This is a genomic window from Janthinobacterium sp. YR213, assembly GCF_900099875.1.
GTDB classification, from domain to species: domain Bacteria; phylum Pseudomonadota; class Gammaproteobacteria; order Burkholderiales; family Burkholderiaceae_D; genus Janthinobacterium; species Janthinobacterium lividum.
Window position 1 is genome coordinate 174,763 of sequence record NZ_FNDA01000001.1, and the last position, 21,905, is coordinate 196,667.

The window sequence follows — 21,905 nt, forward strand, 5'->3', positions numbered from 1 at the left end:
GGCGGGTGGAGCGGGGCGCACGCCAGCGGCGCGCCCTGTCCAAGATGGCCGGCATTTGCTATAGTCCCAGCCATCTTTCCATCCGCTTACAGACCCTGCCATGACCACAAGCACCAGCAGCACCATCGCGCCCCGCACCTTCGGCACGCCCCTGTCTTCCACCGCCATCAAGGTCATGCTGCTGGGTTCCGGCGAACTGGGCAAGGAAGTGATCATTTCACTGCAGCGACTGGGCGTGGAAGTGATTGCCGTCGACCGCTATCCGAACGCGCCGGGCCACCCGGTGGCGCACCGCTCGCATGTGATCGACATGAGCGACGGCGTGGCGCTGGCAGCCCTGATAGCCCTGGAAAAGCCGGACTTGATCGTGCCGGAAATCGAAGCCATCGCCACCGACACCCTGGCGGCGCTGGAAGCAGCGGGGCAAATTACGTGCATCCCGAATGCCCGGGCGGCCGTGCTGACGATGAACCGCGAAGGCATCCGCACCCTGGCGGCGGAAACCCTGGGCGTGGCGACGTCGCCGTACCGCTTCGCCAGCAGCCTGCAGGAGTTGCAGGCCGCTTGCCAGGAAATCGGCTTCCCGTGCGTCGTGAAACCCGTGATGTCCTCGTCGGGCAAGGGCCAGTCCAAGCTCGATAGCGCGCAAGACGTGGAAACGGCATGGGCGTATGCGGCCAGCGGCAGCCGTGTCGATACGGGCCGTGTCATCGTCGAGGGTTTCATCGACTTCGATTACGAGATCACTCTGCTGACGGTGCGCGCCGTCGGCGCTTCGGGACAGGTCGAGACGCAGTTCTGCGAGCCGATCGGCCACTTGCAGGTGCATGGCGACTACGTGGAATCGTGGCAGCCGGCGCGCATGGCGCCGCTGGCCCTCGAGCGTTCGCGCGACATCGCCCGCAAGGTGACGGACAACCTGGGCGGCCTGGGCCTGTTCGGCGTGGAGCTGTTCGTCAAGGACGACATGGTGTGGTTCTCGGAAGTGAGCCCCCGTCCGCACGACACGGGCATGGTCACCATGGCCAGCCAGGTGCAGAGCGAATTCGAGCTGCACGCGAAAGCCATCCTCGGCTTGCCCGTCAACGTGGCGCTGCGCTCGCCCGGCGCCTCGGCCGTCATCTATGGCCAGATGGAAGCGAAAGGCATCGCCTTCGAAGGCGTGGCCGATGCCTTGAGCGTGCCGGGCGCGGACTTGCGCCTGTTCGGCAAGCCGGAATCGTTCGCCCGCCGCCGCATGGGCGTGGCGCTGGCCACGGCCGACGATATCGACACGGCCCGCGCGCGCGCCGTGCTGGCCGCTTCCAAAGTGAAACCGGTCGCCCGCTGATGGCAGAGGCCAGCCTGCCGCAGGCCGACGCCGGCGGCGATGACGTCAAGCGCAAGCTGCGAGGCCACATCGCGCGGCGCAACCTGGCTGGCGCCGCCAACGACTGCAAGTGGAACGAACTGCTGGCCTTCATGCGCGGGCAGCCCGATTGGGTACCGTCGTACCGTTACGGCTCCGTCACCGGCTATGTGTCGCGCTGGGATACTGAATGGGATTACCACCCGCCGTTCCCGTTCATGGGCGTGGAGTGGCTGGACATCAGCCTGTATTCGGAAGAACACGTGGCCATGCTGCTGCCCAGGAAGATCATCGACCACGGCGTGTGGATCGTGCCGGAACTGGAACGCATCGGCTTCGATTTCGAAGTGCGCGACCGGGTGGCGCGCATCTGGGGCTATTTGCCCCGTTCCTACGACGACTTTCCTCCCGCCGACTAATTCAAAGAGTATTCTCATGCCTGAAAACGCTATTCCCCAAGTACCGCAACCTGACGACGCCGTCGTCGGCAAGGAAGCGGGCGCGCAGATGCTGGCCACGGCCTGCGCCGCGCGCGACGCCTTCTATGCCACCCTGGGTGCCATGGGCGCCGACGTGCTGGCGCCGCTGGTCAACCCGGCCTTCATGGGCGGCCCGCGCTGGCCATCGTTGCGCCAGGCCTGGAGGGTGATACGACGGAGTGATTCCATCCTCATCGCCAGCGATGGCTTGAGCGATCCTTTCGAGGATGACGACGACGTGTTCGTCCCGCGCGGCCACCTGCTGGAAGTGTGCATCGAGGCGCCGCTGTCTGCCTTCGACGGCAAGGAAGTGGCGCATTCCTGGCTCTTCGACGTCATTTACCAGGTCAGCCAGAACGTGGCCGACCATGGCTCCATCGATTTGCTGGTGCAGCGCCATGGCAGCGTGTCGATGGCGCTGGACTTGCAGCAGGCACCGGAGGGACTGGAAGACGAAAACGAACAGGTGGGTGTGCTGCTGGCCCAGGGCGCAAGCAGCATTCCCCCATCCTTCGACACGCCGTATGGCGAAGTGCTGCTGCTGACGCTTACCGTGCTGCAGCCGGCCGAACTGGCGTACATCAGCGAGGCCGAAGACAAGGCCCGATCGCGGCGCGACCTGGCCGCCGCGCTGGCCGCTTCGCCGACCGGGCATTGGAGCGTTGCCGCGCGGCCGGCCGTCATTCCCCGCTAGGCGGTTCGGCTGGCGCGACGGGCGGTTTTTCCGGTTCGGCGGCCGCCGCATCAACAGCGACGGCGGGCGCGGGCGGCGGTTCTTTCCACTTGCCCGCCGCCTTCAGCTTGTTCTTCAGCCCCGGCAGGGGAAAACCCAGCGCATAGGCTTTTTGCGCGTGCGCGCTGGCCTTTTCGTATTCCTTCTTCTTCACATACATCAGGCCCAGGTTGTACTGGATGGTGGCCTGCTCGGGCGCCAGGCGGCTGGCCGCGTCCAGCTGTTCCAGCGCCGTCGCGTCCTGGCCCGTGGACAGCAAATAGCTGCCATACACCATGCGCGCCGTCACGTCGTGCGGCGCGAAGGCGATCGCCCGCTCAAAATAGCAGCTGACCGTGTAGCGGGCGCCGGGCGGCTGCGCGCTTTTCAGGCGCAAGCCCAGCTTGGCCATCGAGGCCAGCGCCCGGTGGTGATTCGGGAAGTGCTCCAATGTGTAGCTGATGTCGGCGCCCAGGCTGCCCGTCAGGCCCTGCGCGAGCGTTTCCACTGCCCGTGAAAAATGGAACTTTTCGACCACGGACAGGCCCTCGCGGTCTTGCGCGCTCGTATAGTCGCCGCCCGGCGTGTGCTTGACGTAGGGCGGGCAATCGGCGGCGCCGGCGCCGGCGCAGCAGGCGGCGAGGGCGCAGGCTAACAAGGGATGCTTCATGTCGGGCTCCTGTGACTGACCTGGTCCAGCAAATCGGCCAGGGCGTTGCTGCGGGCTTGCCGCGATTGCAGGGCGATGGCGGCGGGGCTGGCCAGCGGCGCGCGCCCCTGGCGCGCCAGTTCCAGGAAGCGTAGCAGGGCGCGCGCGCAGTCGCTGCTCGACGCCAGCTGGCCGATGGTGTCGATGCCGCAGTGGCGCAGCTTGGCCGCGCTGTCGCCCGCCAGGTCGGTCAGCGCCAGGATGGGCCGGCGGCAGCGCAGGTATTCGTACAGCTTGGCGGGAATCTGTCCGTTGCAGTTGGCGGCCTGCAGCAGCAGCAAGCCGTCGGCGGCCAGCATTTCCTGCAGCGCCGCGCCGTGCGGCTGCAAGGGTTCCAGGCTGACCAGGTCCTGGATGCCGTATTTCACCAGCAATCGCGCCAGCCACGCATCGTGGCCCGTGGCGCGCAGCACCAGCTGGAAATTGCGGGCATGCAGCACGCCGTCGTGCCGCAGCCGCGCCAGGGCTTCGAACAGCGCTTGCGGATCGCGCTCGGACGGGTAGATCACGCCGCTGTGCAGCAGCAGGAAGCGGCTGCGCTGGCCGCGCGGCCCGTCCTGCGGCGCGGCGCCCTCGTCATCGTCGTGGCCATTTTCGATCAGGCGGAAGCGTTCGCGCCCCACCTGCGCCAGGCGCCGCTGGTGCGCCGCGATGGCGCCAGGCGTGGTGCAGACGATGGCCGCGCTGCGCGCCGCGATGCGCTGTTCGATCCACGCATGCATGCGGTGCAGGCGCGGCTCGGGCGGATACGGCGCCAGCGGGTCGCTGTCATCGAGCATGGGGTCGCGCTGGTCGGCGACCCATGGCAGGCCGCTGAGTTTTTGCAGGGTCAGCGCGATCAGGTGCGCCGTGGCGATCGGATACGTCGACCAGATGGCGTCGGGCCGGTATTGCCGGATCATGCGCAGGCCGGCCGGCACGGCGCTCAGCCACCAGGAACTCCAGCGGTCGGGCAGCGCCAGGCAGCGCGGGTAGCGCCCGGCGATGGCCAGGTGGCGCGCCGCGTCCAGCGCCAGGGTGCGCCGCACGGTGGCTTGCGCGCCGATCTGCGCTAGCTGCGTATCGCCCCGCTGCGCATACGCGAACGGCGCGGGACTGAGCACGAGCGGCTGCCAGCCGCAGTCGGGCAAATGACGGGCAAAACCCAGGGTGCGCAGGATGCCGCTGCCGCCGGCCAGCGGCGGAAAATGGTAGGCGACCATCAGCACCCGTTTTGGCGCGGACGTTACCATGACTGCAGCCACCGCGCGCACAGCTGCTCCACTTCGCCGCGCCAGGCGGCGCTGGCGAACGTGTGGTTGGCGCCATCGACCTGCGCCTGCGTCCATTGCGGGCGGGCGGCCACGGCGCGCCAGGCAGGATCGCCATCGAGCAGGGCTTGCCACTCGCGCGCGCCCAGGTCGTCGCCGCTGAGGACCAGCAGCACCTTGCCCTGGAATTGCGCCAGCGCCCGCAGCAGGGCTGGCGCGGGTGCGTCGTCTTCCGGCGTTGCCGGTTCTTGCGTGGCGGCGGCCACCTGCCGCAGCGAGGCCAGGCTGGCGCCCAGTCGCAGTCCGCCGCTGGCCAGCTTGCGCCAGAATCCGCCTTGCAGCAGGCGTGGCAGATAATAGTGGCGCAGGGTGGCGCGCGCCAGGCCGGCGCTGCTGCGCACCCACGGGTTGAGCAGGACCAGCGCTTTGACGCGCGCGTCATGCGGCGCATGGCAGGCGGCGGCCGTGGCGCCATCGCACAAGCCCCACAGCGCCACTTCGCGCAAGGTCGGCACGGCATCGAAGAATTGTGCCAGTGCACCGGCGATGTCGGGACCGGCGGCGCGGTAATCGCGCGCGCTGCCCTCGCTGTCGCCCATGCCGCGCAAATCGAAACGCAGCACGGGCCAGCCTTGCGCAGCCAGGGCGCGGGCCAGCAAGACGAACTGGCGGTGGCTGCCGGCGCGGTACTGCGGCCCGCCCGTGACGATCAATACGCCGCGCTGGCCCGGCACGCCGGGCAGGCTGAGGATGCCGGCAAGGCGCGCCTGCGCCTCGCTGTCTTCAGCTGTGCTGCGAAAGCGCAGGGCCAGCTCGCGCACGGCGTGCGCCGCGGGGTGCTGCAGGCCGTCGTCGCGCTTCATGGCGGGGGCCTTTCCTCGTCGAGCCAGTCGCGGCACAGTTTCCGCGTGGCGTACAGCAGTTGCGGACACGCCAGCAGTTCGCCGCTGTGCCAGAACGGGCCGTCATCGAAGCTGGCCACATGCACGGCGGCGCCGCGTTCGCGCCATTGCCGGGCCAGCAGCGGCGGCGACCAGGGGCCCGTTTGGTCCGCCGCGTGGTAATCGAGCCAGTAGACGGGCACGCAAGGCAGCAGCGTCGACGCGTTGACACCGTCGATGGCCTGCGCCAGTTCGGGCGCCAGCAGGTAGCCGGCCACTTCCACAGGTTCACTTTCCGCCAGCGCGGCGCGCGCCTGGCCGGGCGCTTCCTGTGTAGTCCCGGCCAGCATGCGGGTCGCCAGGCGCAGGCGCAGGAAGCGGTCGATGCTGCGCCGCCCGTCGAGTTCCGGTTGCCACAGCAGCAGGCGCGCCAGGGGCAGCGGCGGGCGGCTGGCGAAATCGAGGGCCAGCAGGGCGCCCAGGCGCAAGCCCCACACGGTCAAGGGGCCGTCGACCCGCTGCGCCATCCACGCGCAAGCCAGGTGCAGGTCGTTGTGCCAGATGTCCCAGCGCGCTTCGCCAAAGTCGCCGCTGCTGTCGCCGCAGCCAAACAGGTCGATCTGCAGCACGCTGTAGCCGGCGGCGGCAAAGGCGCGCGCCTGCGCGGCGGCCACGTGGCGGCTTTTATTGAGCTCTTCGGCAAATGGATGGACGTAGAGGATGCCGCCGCGCGCGGCCTGGCCCGGTGGCGGCAGGTGCAGCAGGCAGTAGCGCTGGCCACCGCTGGCGGGCAGGAAGAAGGGCAGCAGCGGCAAGGCGTCGAGGGCGGCGCGGTTCATGCTCGCAGCTTTGCAAACACGAAATCGTGCAGGGTGCCCACGGTGGCGAAGTGGCGCGCATGGATGTCGTCGTCGGCGACGCTGATGCCGAAATGGTCTTCCAGCGCGGCGATCACGCCGATCACGGCCATGGAGTCGAGTTCCGGCACGCTGCCCAGGAGCGGCGTGTGGGCCTCCAGCACGCGCCCGTTCAAGCCCAGGGTGGTGTCGAGGATGTGCTTTACTGCTTCAAGATGCGGCATGTCAGCTCCAGGGAAGGGTAGTGCGGCAGGGACGACGTATCGAAGGCCAGGCAGGGGATATCGCCGGGGCGGCGCGACAGGTGCAGGTAAGGCGGCAGGCTGGCGGCCATGGCTTGCCAGCGGCCGCAGCGGATAAACGTGGCCGTGCCCAGCGCGTGCGTGCCCAGGCGCGCATGGGCGCCCAGCGAGGCGCGGTTGAAGCGCGAAATGCGGCTGCACGACCAGCGTACGCCCTGCGCGTACAGCACGGCGTTGGCCTCTTCCCACAGGCGCGCGAAGACCAGGCCGCCCCGTTGTTCCGGATGCACCCACACGTCCAGGTCCCACGACGACTGCTGCGACGCCAGCGCATAGCGGGCGCGCACCTCGTCTTCCTGGCAGCCGTGGCGCAGCAGCCAGATCCAGCCGGCCATGCCGGTCTTGTTCCGCGCCACCAGGCATTGCGCACCCTGGCGATAGCGTTCGCCCAGCGCGCCGGGCCGGCGCTGGGGACCGGGGGGCAAGTCCGCTTCCGCCAGGCAGGGCGTCACCGTGATCGACTGGCCGCGCCCGCCGCACAGGGAACCGGGCGCCACGGCTTGCGCGACGAATTGATAACGATATAGCGCGCAGCGCCCGCCCGGCATGCGGGCCAGCAGCCGTGCCACGGCCAGCCAGGCGCTGTCGCGCCAGCCCAGCTGGCGAAGGCTGTCGGCTAGCCGTTGCAGCAAGGGAAATTCCGGGGACAGGGCCATGGCGGTCGAGGATGGGGCGGCTATGCAGCCAACGCTGTCCATTAGAGCGCAGCGGCCCGGGGCGGATGTTGCGCGGCCTCAATCATTGCGCCGGATCGGCGGCCGGCCGCCGCGAGAGGCGCTTACTTGATAAAAATCAACACTGCCGCGCCCGTTTGTCCCAATCATAGGGGATGCATGACCTGGCATGCCGAGCAGAGGGGCGAAACGATGGCGACACTGATACACGATCTGATCTTCGAAACGGCGCAGCGCGCCCCCCACGCGCCGGCCCTGTCGTGGCAGGGCGAGGAAATAGGCTATGCCGCGCTGGCGCAGTCCGTGCGCGAGGCGGCCGGCACCCTGCTGACCCTGGGCTTGCAGCGTGGCGCGCGCGTGGCCGTGTACCTGGAAAAACGCCCGGAAAACGTCAGCGCCATGTTCGGTACGGCGGCCGCCGGCGGCGTGTTCGTGCCCGTCAATCCGCTGCTCAAGCCGGACCAGGTGGCCTACATCCTGGCCGATTGCAATGTGACCATCCTCGTCACGTCGCGCGAACGCCTGGCGCAGCTGGGCCCCGCGCTGGCCGCCTGTCCGGACTTGCGGACGGTGCTGCTGACGGGCGAAGGGCATGCGGAGTCCCGCCTGGACAAGGTCCGCGTGCTGCCGTGGACTGCGGTGCCCACCAATGTGCCCGCCTTTGGTGCGCCCGTACCCAAGCCGCATGCGGCGATCGACATCGATATGGCCGCCATTTTATATACCTCCGGCAGCACGGGGCGGCCGAAAGGCGTGGTGCTGTCGCACCGCAACATGCTGGCGGGCGCGCTCAGCGTGTCGGGCTACCTGCGCAACACGCCGGAGGACCGCATTTTATGCGTCCTGCCGCTCAGTTTTGATTATGGCCTGAGCCAGCTGACGACGGCGTTTGCCAGCGGCGCCTGCGCCGTGCTGATGAATTATCTGCTGCTGCGCGATATCGTCGAAGCCGTGGAGCAGGAAGCCATCACGGGCCTGGCCGCCGTGCCGCCCCTGTGGGTGCAGCTGTCGCAGCTGAGCTGGCCATTGTCCACGCCCTTGCGCTACATCACCAATTCGGGCGGCGTGATGCAACGCGCCACGCTTGACAAGCTGCGCCAGTCGTTGCCGCGCACCCAGGTCTACCTGATGTATGGCTTGACGGAAGCGTTCCGTTCCACCTACCTGGCGCCGGAACAGCTGGAGCGGCGTCCCGATTCCATCGGGCAAGCGATTCCCAACGCGGAAGTGCTGGTGCTGCGTCCGGATGGCAGCGTGTGCGACGCGGACGAGCCGGGCGAGCTGGTGCACCGCGGCGCGCTGGTGGCGCTCGGCTACTGGAACGATGCGGCGCGCACGGCCGAACGCTTCAAGCCGCTGCCGCCGCAGGCCAGCGGCCTGGTGCTGCCGGAACTGGCCGTCTGGTCGGGCGACACGGTGCGCCGCGATGCGGATGGCTATCTGTATTTCGTGGGCCGCAGCGATGACATGATCAAGACGTCCGGCTACCGGGTCAGCCCGGCCGAGATCGAGGAAGTGGCGTATGCAAGCGGGCTGGTGGGCGAAGCCGCGGCGCTGGGCTTGCCCCACGCCGTGCTGGGCCAGGCCATCGCCTTGCTCGTCACGCCCGCGCCCGGTGTGGAATTGCTGCGCGACAGCGTGCTGGCCGCCTGCCGCGCCCGCTTGCCCAGCTATATGGTGCCGCTGTGGGTGGAAATCCGCAACGGCGTGCTGCCGCGTAATCCGAACGGCAAGATCGACCGTCCCTTGCTGGCCAGGGAACTGGCACGCGCGTATGCGGTCCAAACAGGAGATGCCGCATGAAGGACTTGATTCACTCGAACAATACGGAATTGCCACCGCACCCACCGCTGCGCCAGTTTGCCGTGGAAAACGACATGCTGCTGGTCGGCGGCATGCCCCTGCGCCGGCTGGCCCAGAGAGTAGGCAGCACGCCGTTCTATGCCTATGACCGGGCGTACATCACGCGCCGCGTGGCGGAACTGCGCGCCGCCTTGCCCGCTGACGTGCACGTGCATTACGCCATGAAGGCCAACCCCATGCCTGCCGTGGTGCAGTGGCTGGCGGGCCTGGTCGACGGTATCGACGTGGCGTCGGGCGGGGAACTGGCCACGGCGCTCGATACGCCCATGCCGGCCGAGCGCATCAGTTTTGCGGGACCGGGCAAGAGCGATGGCGAACTGGCGCGGGCCGTGGCGGCTGGCGTGCTGATCAACGTGGAGTCTGGCGCCCAGCTGGAAAGGGTGGCGCTGGCCAGTGAACGGCTGGGCGTGACGGCCAGGGTGGCCGTGCGCGTGAATCCCGATTTCGCCTTGCGCCGCACGGGCATGCGCATGGGCGGGGGCGCGCAGCCGTTTGGCGTCGATGCGGCCCTCGTGCCGGCATTGCTGGGCCGCATCGGACAGCTGGGGCTGGATTTTCACGGCTTTCACCTGTATGCGGGTTCGCAAAGCCTGTCGGCGCCGGCCTTGGCCGAAGCGCAGGCCCTGAGCGTGCAGCTGGCCCTGCAACTGGCCGACAGCGCGCCATCGCCCTTGCGCACCCTGAATATCGGCGGCGGCTTTGGCGTGCCGTATTTTCCCGGCGACCAGGCGCTCGACCTGGCGCCCGTGGCCGCAGGCTTGCAGCGGCAGCTCGCCATCCTGGCCCAGGCGGCACCGGGCGCGCGCCTGAACCTGGAACTGGGCCGCTATCTGGTGGCCGAGGCGGGCGTGTATGTGTGCAAGGTGATCGAACGCAAGGTGTCGCATGGACAAGTGTTTCTGGTGACGGATGGCGGCTTGCACCATCATTTGGCGGCCTCGGGTAATTTTGGCCAGTTGATCCGCAAGAATTATCCGGTCGCCATCGGCAACCGGCTGCAGGGCGGGGCGCGCGAAGTGGCGTCCGTCGTGGGACCGTTGTGCACGCCGCTGGACTTGCTGGCCGACCAGATGGAGATGGCGCGCGCCGAAGAGGGCGACCTGGTGGTGGTGTTCCAGTCGGGCGCGTATGGCTTGACGGCCAGTCCGACGGCCTTTCTCGGCCATCCGCTGCCGGCCGAGGTACTCGTATGAGCGGCCTGTGCGGTTGGTTGGCGATGGCGGGCGGGGGGCATGCCGGCGGCAGCGCAGCCGATGGCGCAGCCCAGGCCGCCTTGGCCAGCATGGCGGCGCCCTTGTCGCGCTTCGATAGCGCGCCCCTGGCCGACAGCTTGAGCGAAGTGGGCGGGGTGGCCGTGGCCGCCATCGACGGCAGCCGTCATGTGTACCAGCAAGATGGCTTGCAGGTGGCCATCTGGGGCCGGCCCGAACTCGACGGCTCGGCGGACGACGTGGCATGCCGCCTCGCTTCCCTGTGGCTGAGCCGGGGAGTGGCGGCTTGCGCCAGCCTGTCGGGACCATTTGCGCTGGCCATTCTCGACGCCTTTTCCGGCTCGGCCCTGCTGGCCGTGGACCGTGCCGGCATGCATCCGCTCAGCTACGCGAACAATGCGCAAGGCTTGTTCTTTGCTTCCTCGCATGACGCCTTGCTGGCCCATCCGTCCGTGCGGGGGGCGCTCGATCCGCAAGCCCTGTATCACTATTTGTTCTTCCACATGGTGCCTGGCCCGGCCACGGCCTATCTTGGCCAGCAGCGCTTGTTGCCCGGTGAATACTTGCATGTGCGGGGCGGCAAGCAATGCAAGGGCAGCTACTGGCAACTGGCCTTCCAGGAGCCGGCTGCGCGCACGCGGGCCAGCTTTGCCGGCAACAAGCAGGAATTCCTGCGCCTGCTGCGCCAGGCCGTGGAAAGCGGCCTGGGTGCGGATGGGGCGGACACGGGCGCGTTTCTCAGCGGCGGCACGGACAGTTCCACCCTGGCCATCATCATGGGCCAGGTGACGGGCCGGCCCGCGCGCACGTATTCCATCGGTTTTGACGCGCCCGGCTATGATGAAATGGCGTATGCGCGCCTGGCCGCCAGCCATGCGGGCAGCATCCACCACGAACGCTACGTGACGCCAAACGACGTGCTGGCCGCGATTCCCGCCATGGCGGCCATTTTCGACCAGCCTTTCGGCAATGCCTCGGCCATTCCCGCCTACTATTGCGCGCAGATGGCGCGCGAGGATGGCGTGACGCGCCTGCTGGGCGGCGACGGCGGCGATGAATTGTTTGGCGGCAATGAGCGCTATGCGCACCAGGCCTTGTTGTCGCAGTACGAGCGCTTGCCCGTCATGTTGCGCCAGGCCATCATCGAGCCGCTGCTGTTCCGCGAGCGCGCGGGCAAACCGTGGCGGCTGGGCGACAAGGCGCGCCGCTACATCGAGCAGGCCAGCCTGCCGCTGCCGGCCCGCCTCGACAGCTACAATCTGCTGCTGCGCCATGGCTACCGCACGGTGCTGGAAGCAGGTTTTATCGACACCATCGACCCGGGCATGGCGCCTGGCTGCGTGAATGGCGCGTATTGGGAACGCCAGGGCCAGGGCTTGAGCCAGATCAATGAGTTGCTGGCGCTGGACATGCGGTTTACCCTGGCCGACAACGACCTGTTCAAGGTGCGCAAGGCGTGCGAACTGGCCGGCGTGGAAGCGGCGTTTCCCTTCCTGCACGATGCGATGGTGGCGTTCGCTGCGCGCCTGGCGCCGCAGGATAAGCTCGACGGCATGCGCCTGCGGCCTTTCTTCAAGCGGGCGCTGGCGGAAATCCTGCCGCCGGCCATCGTGCGCAAGAAAAAGCACGGCTTCGGCCTGCCTTTCGGCCAGTGGCTGCACAGCCACGTGCCGCTGCGCGAGTTTGCCTTCGACAATCTGACCCAGCTGCGCGGACGCGGCATCGTGCGGCCCGCCTTCATCGACGATCTGCAGGGGCGCTTGCTGGCGGAACACCCTGCCTATCACGGCACCATGGTGTGGCTGCTGCTGATGCTGGAACAGTGGCTCAGCCAGCATCCGGGCGCGCTGGGTGCGCTTGCCGGCGGTTTTGCCGCATGCGCCACAGAAACGCCAGGCGTCCTCGATCCCACGGCGTAAAGCGGGGCAACTGCAGCAGGTCGAGTCCCGCGCCGGGGCGCGCCACGCCCCAGTCCGTGGCGACGGCCGCCTTGAAACCGAGGTCTTTGACCATGGCCACGTGCGGCGCGCCGTAGTCGCGTCCGACCTTGCCATTCGGATAGGCAAACAGGGAGACGGGCGCCTGGATCAGCGCTTCCAGCTGCTGCTTGCCATGGGCGATGTCGCGCTGCGCCGCCCGCTCCGCCAAGGTGGACAGGATCGGATGGCTGGCCGTGTGCGCGCCCAGTTCCATGCCGGCCGCCTGCAGCTGGCGCAGCTGCGCCGTGCTCAGCATCGCCGCCGGGCCTGCCGTGGCGCCCGCCTGGCGGCGGATCTGCATGGCCAGCTGCTGGCGGCGGGCAAATGGCTGGTATTTGAGCTGGCCCAGCAGGGTGGCGATGGCCGCCTGCCGCTGTGCCAGGCTGGCGACGGGGAACGTTCCCAGGCCGTGTACGCGCAAGTCCAGCACGGGGCCTGGCGCGTGGCGCACGGCCTCGACCACCGTATCGTTCCACATCTGTCCCCCATCCAGATAGCCCGTGGCGATAAAGAATGTGGCGTGCAAGCCATGGCGCTGCAGCAGCGGCAGGGCCACTTGCGCATTGTCCGCATAGCCATCGTCAAAGGTGATGCAGGCGGCGCGCGGCGGCAGGCTTCCATCCTGCAAGCGCCGCACGGCATCGCTGAGCGGCAGCGGCGTATAGAAACGTTGCAACAGGCGCAGCTGGCGCTGGAACAGGGGCGCATCGACTTCGCCGGGAAACAGTGGATCGGGCCGTGCCAGCACGCGGTGGTAGATCAGGATGGACAGCGTCGCCGTCATGGCTGCTCCGCCACCGTTGTCCGCGCCTTGGCCGGGCGGGATGCAAGGGCCGGCGCCTGCTGTTCGACGATGATGCGCGTGGCGATCAGGGCGGCCATCAGGTAATACGGCATGTCGAAGTACAGCAGGCTGAGGAAGGCGCCCCCCACGGCAAAGCCGATCAGGCTGGCCTGGCTCATGGTGGCCAGGCCGTGCGCCCAGCGCAATTCCGGCTTGCCCCGCGTGCGGCGGATGATGACGGCCGCCGTGCGCCAGGTGGCGATGCCCAGCGCCAGGTAGATGAAGAGGCCGACGAAGCCGTGTTCGCCCAGCGCCTGGAAATAGATGCTGTGCGCCGCATGCACATCCGTGGGAATGGGCGCATAGCGGGCAAAGATGGCGGCGTCGGAGACATCGAAGCCGCCGCCGAGAAAACGGTCGCGCGCCAGGTTCCAGGCCATGCGCCAGGCATTCAGGCGGCCCATGGCGGACACATCGTCCTGATACGTGTTGATGGTGTCCATGCGTTCGGCCCAGCGCTCGGGCATGAAGGCCAGCAACAGCGGTGTGACCGTGCCGAGCAGCGCGCCCAGCACCATCTTGCGCTCGCTTTTCAGCCACATGAACAGGCCCATGGCGGCGATGGCCAGCAGCGCGCCGCGCGAATACGAGCCCAGCGCGGACAGCGCGGACAGCAGCATGGCCGCCGACAGGCCGTGGCGATGCCAGCGTTTATCCGTGTTTTGCTGCAGATAATACATGAGGGGGATGGTGATGATCAGGGCCAGGGCCAGCGCATTGTTATCGCCAATAAATGTTTCTTCCGGTCCCCAGACTCGCTCCGTGCCGCCGCTGCGGATGGTGAAGATGCCGCCTTTCACGCCGTAGTAGCCGATCGAAACCACCAGCACCCAGACCAGGCGCACGATGTCCTGCCGCGTGCGTATCACCATCATCACCACAAAGCTCATCAGCATGATCTTCATGACCTTGTTCCACTGCACCCATGACGACTCGGGCAGCAGGGCGAACGGCGCCGTCAGGTTCATCCACGCGACGAACAGCAGCAGCAGCACGCTGATGGGCGTCAGGGGCAGGTTTTTCGGCTCGCGCGTCATCACGAGGCTGACCAGGGTGGCGATGGCGATGATGAAGGCGAACGGCATGTGGGTGGCGAAACCCCAGCCCTGCGTGTGCGGGTTCATGACGCTGACCCAGACCCACATCAGGCCGCCGATGGCTGGCGCCTTCAGGATGAATGGCAGCGAACCCAGGATGATGACGGTAATCAGTATGTCGCGCATGAAGGGGGACGCTCCTGGTGTTGCCCGGGTTGGCAAGGTCTTGATGCCTGTCAACGGGCTGGCGGGCAGGCTCAGTACACTGGATCAATACCGCTCGGCGTTGTGGAAACTGCCAATCAGTTTTGTCATGGTAAGACCAAGGAGGCATGTCCTTGTTGACCGTTCTCATGGCGACCTATAATGGCGCCGGCACCTTGCCCCAGGTATTGCGCGCCTACATGGGACTGCGCGCGCCCGTGGGCGGCTGGCGCCTGGTCATCGCCGACAATGGCAGCACTGACGCCACGGCCCGGGTGATCGCCGCCTTCCGCGGGCGCTTGCCCTTGAGCTATGTCTGTGTGGCGCGGCGGGGACGCAGTCCGGCCCTGAACGGCGCCGTCGAATATGCCTTGCGCCTGGGCGGTGACGGCGGCGAGCTGTTCGTCTTTGGCGACGATGACGCCATGCCCGCATCCGACTGGCTGTGCCGCCTGCAGGACTGCGCGCGTAGCCATCCTGGCTACGCCCTGTTCGGCGGCGCCATCGTGCCCGCCTGGCGGGAACAGCCGGAGGACTGGCTGCTGCGCCTGACCCCTGTCGGCTTGACATGGGGCATTACCAGCCCCGACCTGCGCGACGCGCCCGTGTATCCGGGCCTGGTGTGGGGCGCCAACATGGCGATACGCCGCCGCATCTTCGAGGCGGGCGCCCGCTATGACGAAAGCATTGGCCCGCAGGGCGCCAATTACGCCATGGGCAGTGAAACCCGGCTCAACCTGGAGATGCATGCGGCTGGCAACCCATCCTGGTTCTGTCCGCGGGCGAGGGTGGCGCACATCATCCGCGCCCCGCAAGTGCAGCGCGCCTGGATATTGCGCCGCGCCATGCTGTTTGGCCGGGGCCAATGCCGGCTGGCGACATTCGAACCCAGCGTGGAGCTGCTGGGCGTGCCCCGCTGGATGCTGGGTAGATATGTGCGCGACTCCCTCGGCGCCGTGCGGGCCTGGCTGCGGCGCGACCACGCCGACCTGTTCCTGCGCCAGTGGGAACGGGCATGGCTGCGGGGCTTTTTTCATGAAGCGTGGCGGGGACGGCGCAAGCGGCTGCCGCGCATCGTCATCAGCAGTTATTCGGGCGAGCTGGGCGGCATGGAGCTGCGCATGGCGCAAGAGGCGAAAGTGCTGGGCGCAAGCGGCTATGACAGCGTGCTGGCCCTGCGGCGCTTTCCCGGCTTTACTCCCTGGGTGCAGGGTCTGCGCGCGCAGCGCTTGCAGGTGCAAGTGTATGAACCGCCCTTGTTTCTCGAACACTGGGCCTGGCGCCGCTGGAATTGGCTGCGCGCCAGGCTGACGGGCGCGTGGCGGCTGCGGCGGCTGCGGCCCGATCTCGTCCACGTGGCGTTTTGCTGGACCAGCTATGGCGCTTCCATCCTGTGGCTGGCCCGGCAATGCCGCTTGCCGGCCGTGATCAGCGTGCACAATGCGTTTCCCATGGAAGCCTTCAGCGATTGGCAGCGGCCCCGGCTGCAGGAAGCGTTCCGCGGCGTCAAGGGCGTATATGCCGTGTCGCCGTCGGCCATGCGGCATTTCCTCGACTTGTACCGGGACATGCTGGCGCCGCAGACGCGGCTGGCTATCATTCCCAATGGTGTCGATACGGACACTTTTGTTGTTTCGCCCGAACGCCGGATGCTGGCGCGGCAGCAACTCGGGCTGCAGCCGGACGCGCTCGTGCTCGGTTGCGTGGCGCGGCTTTCCGCACAGAAACGCCCGCAAGCGCTGCTGGCTATGTTTGCCCGCCTGGTCGCGCAGTTTCCCAACTTATATTTAGTGCTCGTGGGCACGGGGCCGCTGGAAGCCATGCTGCGGCTGCAGGTGCGACAATCGGGTTGGCAGGAGCACGTCGTGTTTGCCGGTTTCCAGCAGCGCGTCGAATTGCTGATGCCGGCCTTCGACCTGCATGTGCTGCTGAGCAAAAACGAGGGTTTCGGCATCGCCACCATCGAAGCCATGGCCTGCGGCGTGCCGGCCGTGGGCACGGATGTGCCGGGCACGCACGATATCCTGCACGACAGCGCAGGCGGACTGCTGCTGCCGCTCGACGATGAGCACGCCGCCTGCGCGGCCGTGGCGCAGCTGCTGATGGATGCGCCACGGCGCGCCCGCATGGGACGGCTGGCCCGCGAGGAAACCGTGCAGCGCTACTCGATGCCGCGCCTGGAACGCCAGCTGCGCCAGTTCTATGCGGGCCTGGTGTAGGCGCGGGCGGCCCGCATGAGCGCCACCCGCCATTCGTTCTTTTTCTCGTTCGCCGAAAAATACACGGTGCTGCTGCTGGGCATTGTCGCCACCATGGTGCTGTCGCGCCTGCTAACGCCGGACGAAGTGGGCGTGTATTCGCTGGGCGCCGTGCTGGTGGCCTTGGCGCAAGTGGTGCGCGATTTTGGCGTGGGGCAATACCTGATCCAGGAAAAGCAGCTCGACACGGTGAAATTGCGGGCCGCGCTGGCCACCAGCCTGCTCGTCGCCTGGCTGCTGGCGGGCCTGGTGCTGCTGGCCAGCGCGCCGCTGGCGCATTTCTATGGCGAACCCCGGCTCACCCTCGTGCTGCGCCTGCTGGCGATCAATTTCCTCCTGATACCGTTCAGCGCCTTGACCTTGCCTATATTGCGCCGGCAACTGCGCTTTCGCGCCATCTACGCCATCAACGCGGCCAATAGCGTCGTCAACCTGCTGGTGGCCGTGCTGCTGGCGCTGTATGGCTACAGTTACATGAGCATGGTGTGGGCGGCGCTGGCCGGCTCCTGCGCTTCGCTGCTGGTGAGCCTGCTGCTGCGGCCCGCAGAGCTGCCGTGGCTGCCGGGACGGCGCGGCATGGGCGATATCGCCCGCTTTGGCGCGTATGCGACGGGGGGCGGCCTCGTCGACGAGGCGGGCGTGGCGGCGCCGGACCTCATCATCGGCAAGCTGATCGGCATTGAAAGCCTGGCCCTGTTCGGCAAGGCGCAAAGCGTGCTCAATATCTTCAACCAGGCCATCACCAGCGCGATTTCGCCCGTGGTGTTTCCCCTGTTCGCGGCCCGCGCGCGCGGGGAAGGGGGGCAGGGCGGGGCGGAACTCGTGTATCTGCGCACGATCAGCTACATGACGGCGCTGGCCTGGCCGTTTTTTCTCTTCCTCGCCTGTATGGCTTTGCCGCTGGTCAAGGTGTTGTACGGTTCGCAATGGCTGGCCTGTGTGCCCTTGATCCGCATCATGTGCCTGTCCTCGGCCGTGTATAGCATGTTCAGCATGGCCCGCTACCTGTTCGTGGCGACGGGCCAGCTGCATGCGCAGGTGCGGCTCGATGCCTGCGCGGGCGTTATCAAAGTGGCGCTGCTGCTGGCGGCGGCGCCGTTCGGCCTGGTGGTGGTGGCTTGGGCCGTGGTGCTCAGCAATGTGCTGCGCAGCTGGCTGAATTACGGCTGCCTGCGGCGCTTGAGCGCGCTGGACTGGCGCATCCTGGCCCGGGCATTGCGCAAGAGCCTGCTGCTCTGCGGCGTCAGCGCCGTCGCGCCCATCGCTTCGCTGCTGTGGCTGCCTGTGGATACCCCGGCGCTGCTGGCGCTGACGGGCACGGCGCTGGCCACCTTGCTGTGCTGGCTGGCCGGCCTGTTCCTGTTGAAGCATGAGCTCGCTGGCGAGTTTCTGTTATTGCAACGCAAGCTGGCTGGCCGTTGGCTGGCAGTCAAATGCACGAAAGGATGACCATGCGTGTCGGTATCTTGTCCTACCCGATGCTGTTCCAGCGCGACGGCGGCTTGCAGATCCAGGTACGCGAAACCATTGCCGCGCTGAACCGGCTGCCCCAGTTGCCGGCGCGGCCCCTGGAAGTGCAACTGGTGGACGCCAACCATGAGCGGCTGGCCGATTTCGACGTGCTGCACGTGTTTTCGGCGAGCAATGGCACTTACCGCATCATGGAAATGGCCAGCGAGCAAGGCGTACCCGTGGTGCTGTCGCCGCTGCTGTCGCCGAGCTGGGGCCGGGCCAGCGCCTGGCGCGCGCGGCTGGCCGACCGGCTGGCGGGACGCCTGACGGAGTGGATGGTGCAGACGAGCTATGCGCAGACGCGGCGCGCCTTGCAGCTGGCCGACGTGGTGATCGCCCTGGGCGAGGCCGAACGCGACGCCATGGTGCAAGGTTTCGGCATGCCAGCGGACGCCGTCCGCGTCTTGCCGAATGGGATCAACCCGCATTTCTTCACGGCCAATGGCGATCTGTTCCTGCGCGAAACGGGCATCGCCGGACCGTTCGTGTTGATGGTGGGCAGCATCTCACCGTATAAAAACCAGCTGGGACTGGCCCAGGCGCTGGCGGGCGCCGGCTTGCCCCTGGTGCTGATCGGCACCGCGCCGCGCGAACAGCAGGCGTATCTGCAACTGCTGCTGGACTTGCCGCACGTCAGCTGGTTGGGCGCGCTCGACCACGCCGACCCGCTGCTGGCCAGCGCCTACCATGCGGCGTCCGTGGCGGCCTTGCCCAGCCAGGGCGAAGTGTTTCCCTTGAGCGTGCTTGAAGCGCTGGCGGCCGGCACGCCTGTCGTCATGACGGCGCAAAGCGCGCTGGACTTGCCCGATTCCGTCTTCGCGCTGCGCAAGGTGGCCTGGGACGATGGCGCCGCGCAGCGCCAGGCCATCCTCGCATTGCTGGCGCTGCCGCCCGAGCGCGCCCGCGTGCAAGCCCTGGTGGAACGTTTTACGTGGGAACGGGTGGCGGCGCAGATTGCCGAGTGTTACTACCAGGCGCAGTCCTTGCCGGCCAGGAGGCAGCATGCTGTTTAATTCTTTCGCTTTCCTGTTTGCATATCTGCCCATCGTGCTGGCCGGCTATTTTTTGCTGGACCGCCTGGCCACCGCCGGCGCATCCGCCAGCTGGCGCCGCCTGGCGCCCGCAATTTGGCTGGCGCTCGCCTCCCTGTTCTTCTATGCCTGGTGGGACGTGCGCTACCTGCCGCTGCTGCTGGCCTCGATCTGCGTCAATTACGGCGCCGGCCGCCTGATCGGCGCCAGCGCGGGCGCGGCCCGCAAGCGCGTGCTGGTCGCGGCGCTGGCGCTGAACCTGGGGCTGCTCGCCTACTACAAATATGCGAATTTCTTCATCGACAGCGTGAATGCCATTGCCGCCAGTGCTGGCGCTGCAAGCCTGCCTTTGTCCGGCCTCGATATCATCCTGCCGATAGGCATCTCTTTCTTTACCTTTACGCAGATCGCCTTCCTCGTCGATTGCTACCGGGGAGAGGTGCGCGAATACCGCTTTATCCACTATGTGCTGTTCGTCAGCTATTTCCCGCACCTGATCGCCGGCCCCGTGCTGCACCACCGCGACATGATGCCGCAGTTCGCCGACCCGGCCAACGCCCATCCGCGCGCCGCCAATTTCGCCATCGGCCTGTCGATCTTTACCATCGGCCTGGCAAAAAAGGTGCTGATTGCCGACAACCTGTCGCCGCTGGCCATGCCCGTGTTCGCGGCCGGCGCCGAACCGACCCTGATCGAAGCGTGGATCGGCGTGCTGGCCTATACCTTCCAGCTGTATTTCGACTTTTCCGGCTATTCGGACATGGCCATCGGCCTGTCGCGCCTGTTCGGCGTGAAATTGCCGCTGAACTTCAATTCGCCGTACAAGGCGGCCAATATCGCGGACTTCTGGCGCCGCTGGCACATGACCTTGTCGCGTTTCCTGCGCGACTATCTGTATATTCCCCTGGGCGGCAGCCGGCGCGGCGAGGCCATGCGCTACCGCAACCTGATGCTGACCATGCTGCTGGGCGGCCTGTGGCATGGCGCCGGCTGGACCTTCGTCATCTGGGGCGGCTTGCACGGCCTGTACCTGGTGCTGCAGCAGGCGTGGCAGCGCGCGTTCGGTTCGCTCCGGGCGCGCTGGTGGCCCGCTTGGTGGTCCACCTTGCTGACTTTTTTTGCCGTCATGCTGGCCTGGATTTTCTTCCGCGCGCCCGACGTGGCCACGGCCTGGGACATCACGGGCGCGCTGGTGGGAAGCAATGGTGTGAGCCTGCCGCGCGGCCTGGCCAGTCACGCGGCCAGCCTGGCGCAATGGGGGCTGCATCCGGCCTTTGACGGCATCCGCTGGATCGAACTGGCCGGCCCCGGCTTGCCCGTGCTGCTGGGCGCCATGCTGCTGGCTTTCAAGGCGCCGAATACGCAGGAAATATTCTTTCTTTACGAGCCCGCCATTGAAAGAATCTTTCAGCCGGCAGGACGCTGGGCCTTCAGCTGGCGGCCCACGCGCCGCTGGAGCGTAGGTTTGGCCGCGCTGTTCGTCGCCTGCATCTTCGGCATGAACCGGGTCACCGAATTTCTCTACTTCCAGTTCTGACCATGGATACCGCCGCCCGCCGCTACCTGACCGGCTTCCTCGCCTGCGTTTTCCTGGTGCTCGGTTCCGTCTCGCTCCTGAACTACCAGGTCGACCCCTACCTGCTGCACCAGTGGGACAGCCCCTTGCTGCAGCGTCCGCGCCAGTTGAATGAAAAGCTCGGCGCCTGGGCCAAGACCTATGCCGTGGCGCGCTACCGGCCGGCCATTATCTACATCGGCAATTCGCGCACGGAACTGGGCTTGCCGACGGGCGTGCGCGCCTTGTTTGGCGGCAAGAGCGTCTTCAACAGCGCCGTGTCGGGCGCCTCGATCGGCGACGCCATCCGCCTGGCCGAGCATGCGGCCAGGGTCAGCCGCGTCGAGACCATGGTGTGGGGCATCGACGCGCCCACTTTTTCCCTGGACATGGGGGCGGCGCGGGTGGAAGACAGCCTGACGGGCGCCGAGCACGGCTTTTTCGCCCGGCGCGCCCTGGTCAACCTGAAGCGCGGCCTGACCCTGGACATGACGGAGGACAGCGTGCGCATCCTCACCGGCAATGCCGGCGATGTCTGCCGCTCCAACCTGGCCTTGTATGGACAGCGCGACGAGACGTGCACCCGCAAGGGCATGCGGCACTGGCTCGGCACGAAGGACGCCATTCCCGTGCGGCTGCAGGAGTTCGGCGATGGACTGGGGCCGACGCCGCCATCGACACTGGCGCTCGACGCCAGCATCGGCAAGCTGTGCCGCAGTGGCCTGCGCCTGCGCCTGTACATCAACCCCACGCACGCGCTGACCTTGTATGCGCTGCACTGGCGCGGCAAGTGGGATGCCATGCAGGCCTGGCAGCGGGGACTGGTGCAGCTCGCCGGGCGCCACCGCCAGCAGGGCTGCGACGTGCGCCTGTATGATTTTTCCGGCTTTAACAGCATCACGACGGAAGCGACCCCGCTCGTCAGCGGCAAGCCCGAGATGCATTATTACTGGGAGGTGTCGCACTACCGGGACAATGTGGGCCGCTTGATCCTGGCCCGCCTGTTTGGCGGCGACACGCCGCCGCCGGCCGACTTCGGCGTGGAGCTGACGCAGGCCAACGTCGACGCCCACCATGCGGCCGCGCGCGCGGCGCGCGACCGCTATCGCGTGGAACATGCGCGCGAGGCGGCCTATGCGCAGCGGGTGCTGGACGGGCCGCTGATCCGGCGTTGAACGCCATTTCTCTACTCATGTTGC

At 67.4% G+C, this 21,905-nt stretch carries 19 protein-coding genes; 11 read left to right on the forward strand and 8 right to left on the reverse strand.

The window, feature by feature from the left end:
- The first annotated feature begins 100 nt into the window (after positions 1–100).
- From purT to BLT98_RS00740, 3 genes are read left to right on the forward strand one after another with little or no spacing between them, the layout of a single operon-like run.
- Positions 101–1,330, forward strand: coding sequence for a formate-dependent phosphoribosylglycinamide formyltransferase (gene purT / locus BLT98_RS00730; RefSeq protein WP_092604824.1), 1,230 nt, complete (start codon positions 101–103; stop codon positions 1,328–1,330).
- Positions 1,330–1,767, forward strand: coding sequence for a DUF6678 family protein (locus BLT98_RS00735; protein ID WP_092604825.1), 438 nt, complete (start codon positions 1,330–1,332; stop codon positions 1,765–1,767). Before purT ends, BLT98_RS00735 begins: the two co-directional genes overlap by 1 nt.
- 16 nt (positions 1,768–1,783) lie before the next feature.
- Entirely contained in the window at positions 1,784–2,521 is a 738-nt protein-coding gene (locus BLT98_RS00740; RefSeq protein ID WP_092604826.1) for a hypothetical protein, read from the forward strand.
- On the opposite strand, the gene BLT98_RS00745 is transcribed toward BLT98_RS00740, so the two are convergent.
- The 6 genes from BLT98_RS00745 to BLT98_RS00770 are packed head-to-tail and all read right to left on the reverse strand — an operon-like array spanning position 2,508 to position 7,194.
- The gene (locus tag BLT98_RS00745) at positions 2,508–3,209 is read right to left on the reverse strand and encodes an ABC transporter permease (protein WP_092604827.1); all 702 of its coding nucleotides are present in this window, start codon (positions 3,207–3,209) and stop codon (positions 2,508–2,510) included. The two genes, BLT98_RS00740 and BLT98_RS00745, sit on opposite strands and share 14 nt — an antisense overlap.
- Complete coding sequence (locus BLT98_RS00750) at positions 3,206–4,480, reverse strand: glycosyltransferase (protein WP_244517333.1); 1,275 nt, start codon at positions 4,478–4,480, stop codon at positions 3,206–3,208. Before BLT98_RS00750 ends, BLT98_RS00745 begins: the two co-directional genes overlap by 4 nt.
- The gene (locus BLT98_RS00755; RefSeq protein ID WP_092604828.1) at positions 4,474–5,361 is read right to left on the reverse strand and encodes a hydrolase 1, exosortase A system-associated; all 888 of its coding nucleotides are present in this window, start codon (positions 5,359–5,361) and stop codon (positions 4,474–4,476) included. Before BLT98_RS00755 ends, BLT98_RS00750 begins: the two co-directional genes overlap by 7 nt.
- Positions 5,358–6,218 (reverse strand): hydrolase 2, exosortase A system-associated, encoded by an 861-nt coding sequence (locus tag BLT98_RS00760; RefSeq protein WP_092604829.1) that lies wholly within the window; start codon positions 6,216–6,218, stop codon positions 5,358–5,360. Before BLT98_RS00760 ends, BLT98_RS00755 begins: the two co-directional genes overlap by 4 nt.
- Positions 6,215–6,460, reverse strand: a complete 246-nt coding sequence (locus BLT98_RS00765; protein ID WP_092604830.1) for an acyl carrier protein — start codon at positions 6,458–6,460, stop codon at positions 6,215–6,217. The genes BLT98_RS00760 and BLT98_RS00765 overlap by 4 nt, the downstream gene beginning before the upstream one ends.
- Positions 6,439–7,194, reverse strand: a complete 756-nt coding sequence (locus BLT98_RS00770) for a GNAT family N-acetyltransferase (RefSeq protein ID WP_092604831.1) — start codon at positions 7,192–7,194, stop codon at positions 6,439–6,441. Before BLT98_RS00770 ends, BLT98_RS00765 begins: the two co-directional genes overlap by 22 nt.
- A gap of 210 nt (positions 7,195–7,404) precedes the next feature.
- Here BLT98_RS00770 and BLT98_RS00775 point away from each other — a divergent pair, with 210 nt between their 5' ends.
- The 3 genes from BLT98_RS00775 to BLT98_RS00785 are packed head-to-tail and all read left to right on the forward strand — an operon-like array spanning position 7,405 to position 12,205.
- Positions 7,405–9,015 carry an acyl-CoA ligase (AMP-forming), exosortase A system-associated gene (locus BLT98_RS00775; protein ID WP_092606710.1) on the forward strand — a complete coding sequence of 537 codons (1,611 nt, stop codon included), beginning with the start codon at positions 7,405–7,407 and terminating at the stop codon, positions 9,013–9,015.
- Entirely contained in the window at positions 9,012–10,268 is a 1,257-nt protein-coding gene (locus tag BLT98_RS00780; RefSeq protein WP_092604832.1) for a pyridoxal-dependent decarboxylase, exosortase A system-associated, read from the forward strand. Before BLT98_RS00775 ends, BLT98_RS00780 begins: the two co-directional genes overlap by 4 nt.
- Positions 10,265–12,205 carry an asparagine synthetase B family protein gene (locus BLT98_RS00785; protein ID WP_092604833.1) on the forward strand — a complete coding sequence of 647 codons (1,941 nt, stop codon included), beginning with the start codon at positions 10,265–10,267 and terminating at the stop codon, positions 12,203–12,205. Before BLT98_RS00780 ends, BLT98_RS00785 begins: the two co-directional genes overlap by 4 nt.
- On the opposite strand, the gene BLT98_RS00790 is transcribed toward BLT98_RS00785, so the two are convergent.
- Together BLT98_RS00790 and BLT98_RS00795 are read right to left on the reverse strand one after the other, a co-directional pair.
- Entirely contained in the window at positions 12,114–13,049 is a 936-nt protein-coding gene (locus BLT98_RS00790) for a polysaccharide deacetylase family protein (protein WP_092604834.1), read from the reverse strand. The genes BLT98_RS00785 and BLT98_RS00790 overlap by 92 nt on opposite strands.
- Positions 13,046–14,332 (reverse strand): putative O-glycosylation ligase, exosortase A system-associated, encoded by a 1,287-nt coding sequence (locus BLT98_RS00795; RefSeq protein ID WP_092604835.1) that lies wholly within the window; start codon positions 14,330–14,332, stop codon positions 13,046–13,048. Before BLT98_RS00795 ends, BLT98_RS00790 begins: the two co-directional genes overlap by 4 nt.
- 152 nt (positions 14,333–14,484) lie before the next feature.
- On the opposite strand from BLT98_RS00795, the gene BLT98_RS00800 reads away from it, so the two are divergent.
- Genes BLT98_RS00800 through BLT98_RS00820 form a run of 5 tightly spaced genes read left to right on the forward strand, consistent with a single transcriptional unit; the run spans position 14,485 to position 21,881 of the window.
- Positions 14,485–16,569, forward strand: coding sequence for a glycosyltransferase (locus BLT98_RS00800; protein WP_244517334.1), 2,085 nt, complete (start codon positions 14,485–14,487; stop codon positions 16,567–16,569).
- A gap of 15 nt (positions 16,570–16,584) precedes the next feature.
- Positions 16,585–18,057, forward strand: coding sequence for a lipopolysaccharide biosynthesis protein (locus BLT98_RS00805; RefSeq protein WP_092604837.1), 1,473 nt, complete (start codon positions 16,585–16,587; stop codon positions 18,055–18,057).
- A 2-nt stretch (positions 18,058–18,059) separates the two neighbouring features.
- The gene (locus tag BLT98_RS00810) at positions 18,060–19,133 is read left to right on the forward strand and encodes a glycosyltransferase family 4 protein (protein WP_348272723.1); all 1,074 of its coding nucleotides are present in this window, start codon (positions 18,060–18,062) and stop codon (positions 19,131–19,133) included.
- Positions 19,123–20,688, forward strand: coding sequence for an MBOAT family O-acyltransferase (locus BLT98_RS00815; RefSeq protein WP_092604839.1), 1,566 nt, complete (start codon positions 19,123–19,125; stop codon positions 20,686–20,688). Before BLT98_RS00810 ends, BLT98_RS00815 begins: the two co-directional genes overlap by 11 nt.
- Before the next feature lie 2 nt (positions 20,689–20,690).
- Positions 20,691–21,881, forward strand: coding sequence for a hypothetical protein (locus BLT98_RS00820; protein ID WP_092604840.1), 1,191 nt, complete (start codon positions 20,691–20,693; stop codon positions 21,879–21,881).
- Positions 21,882–21,905 lie beyond the last annotated feature (24 nt).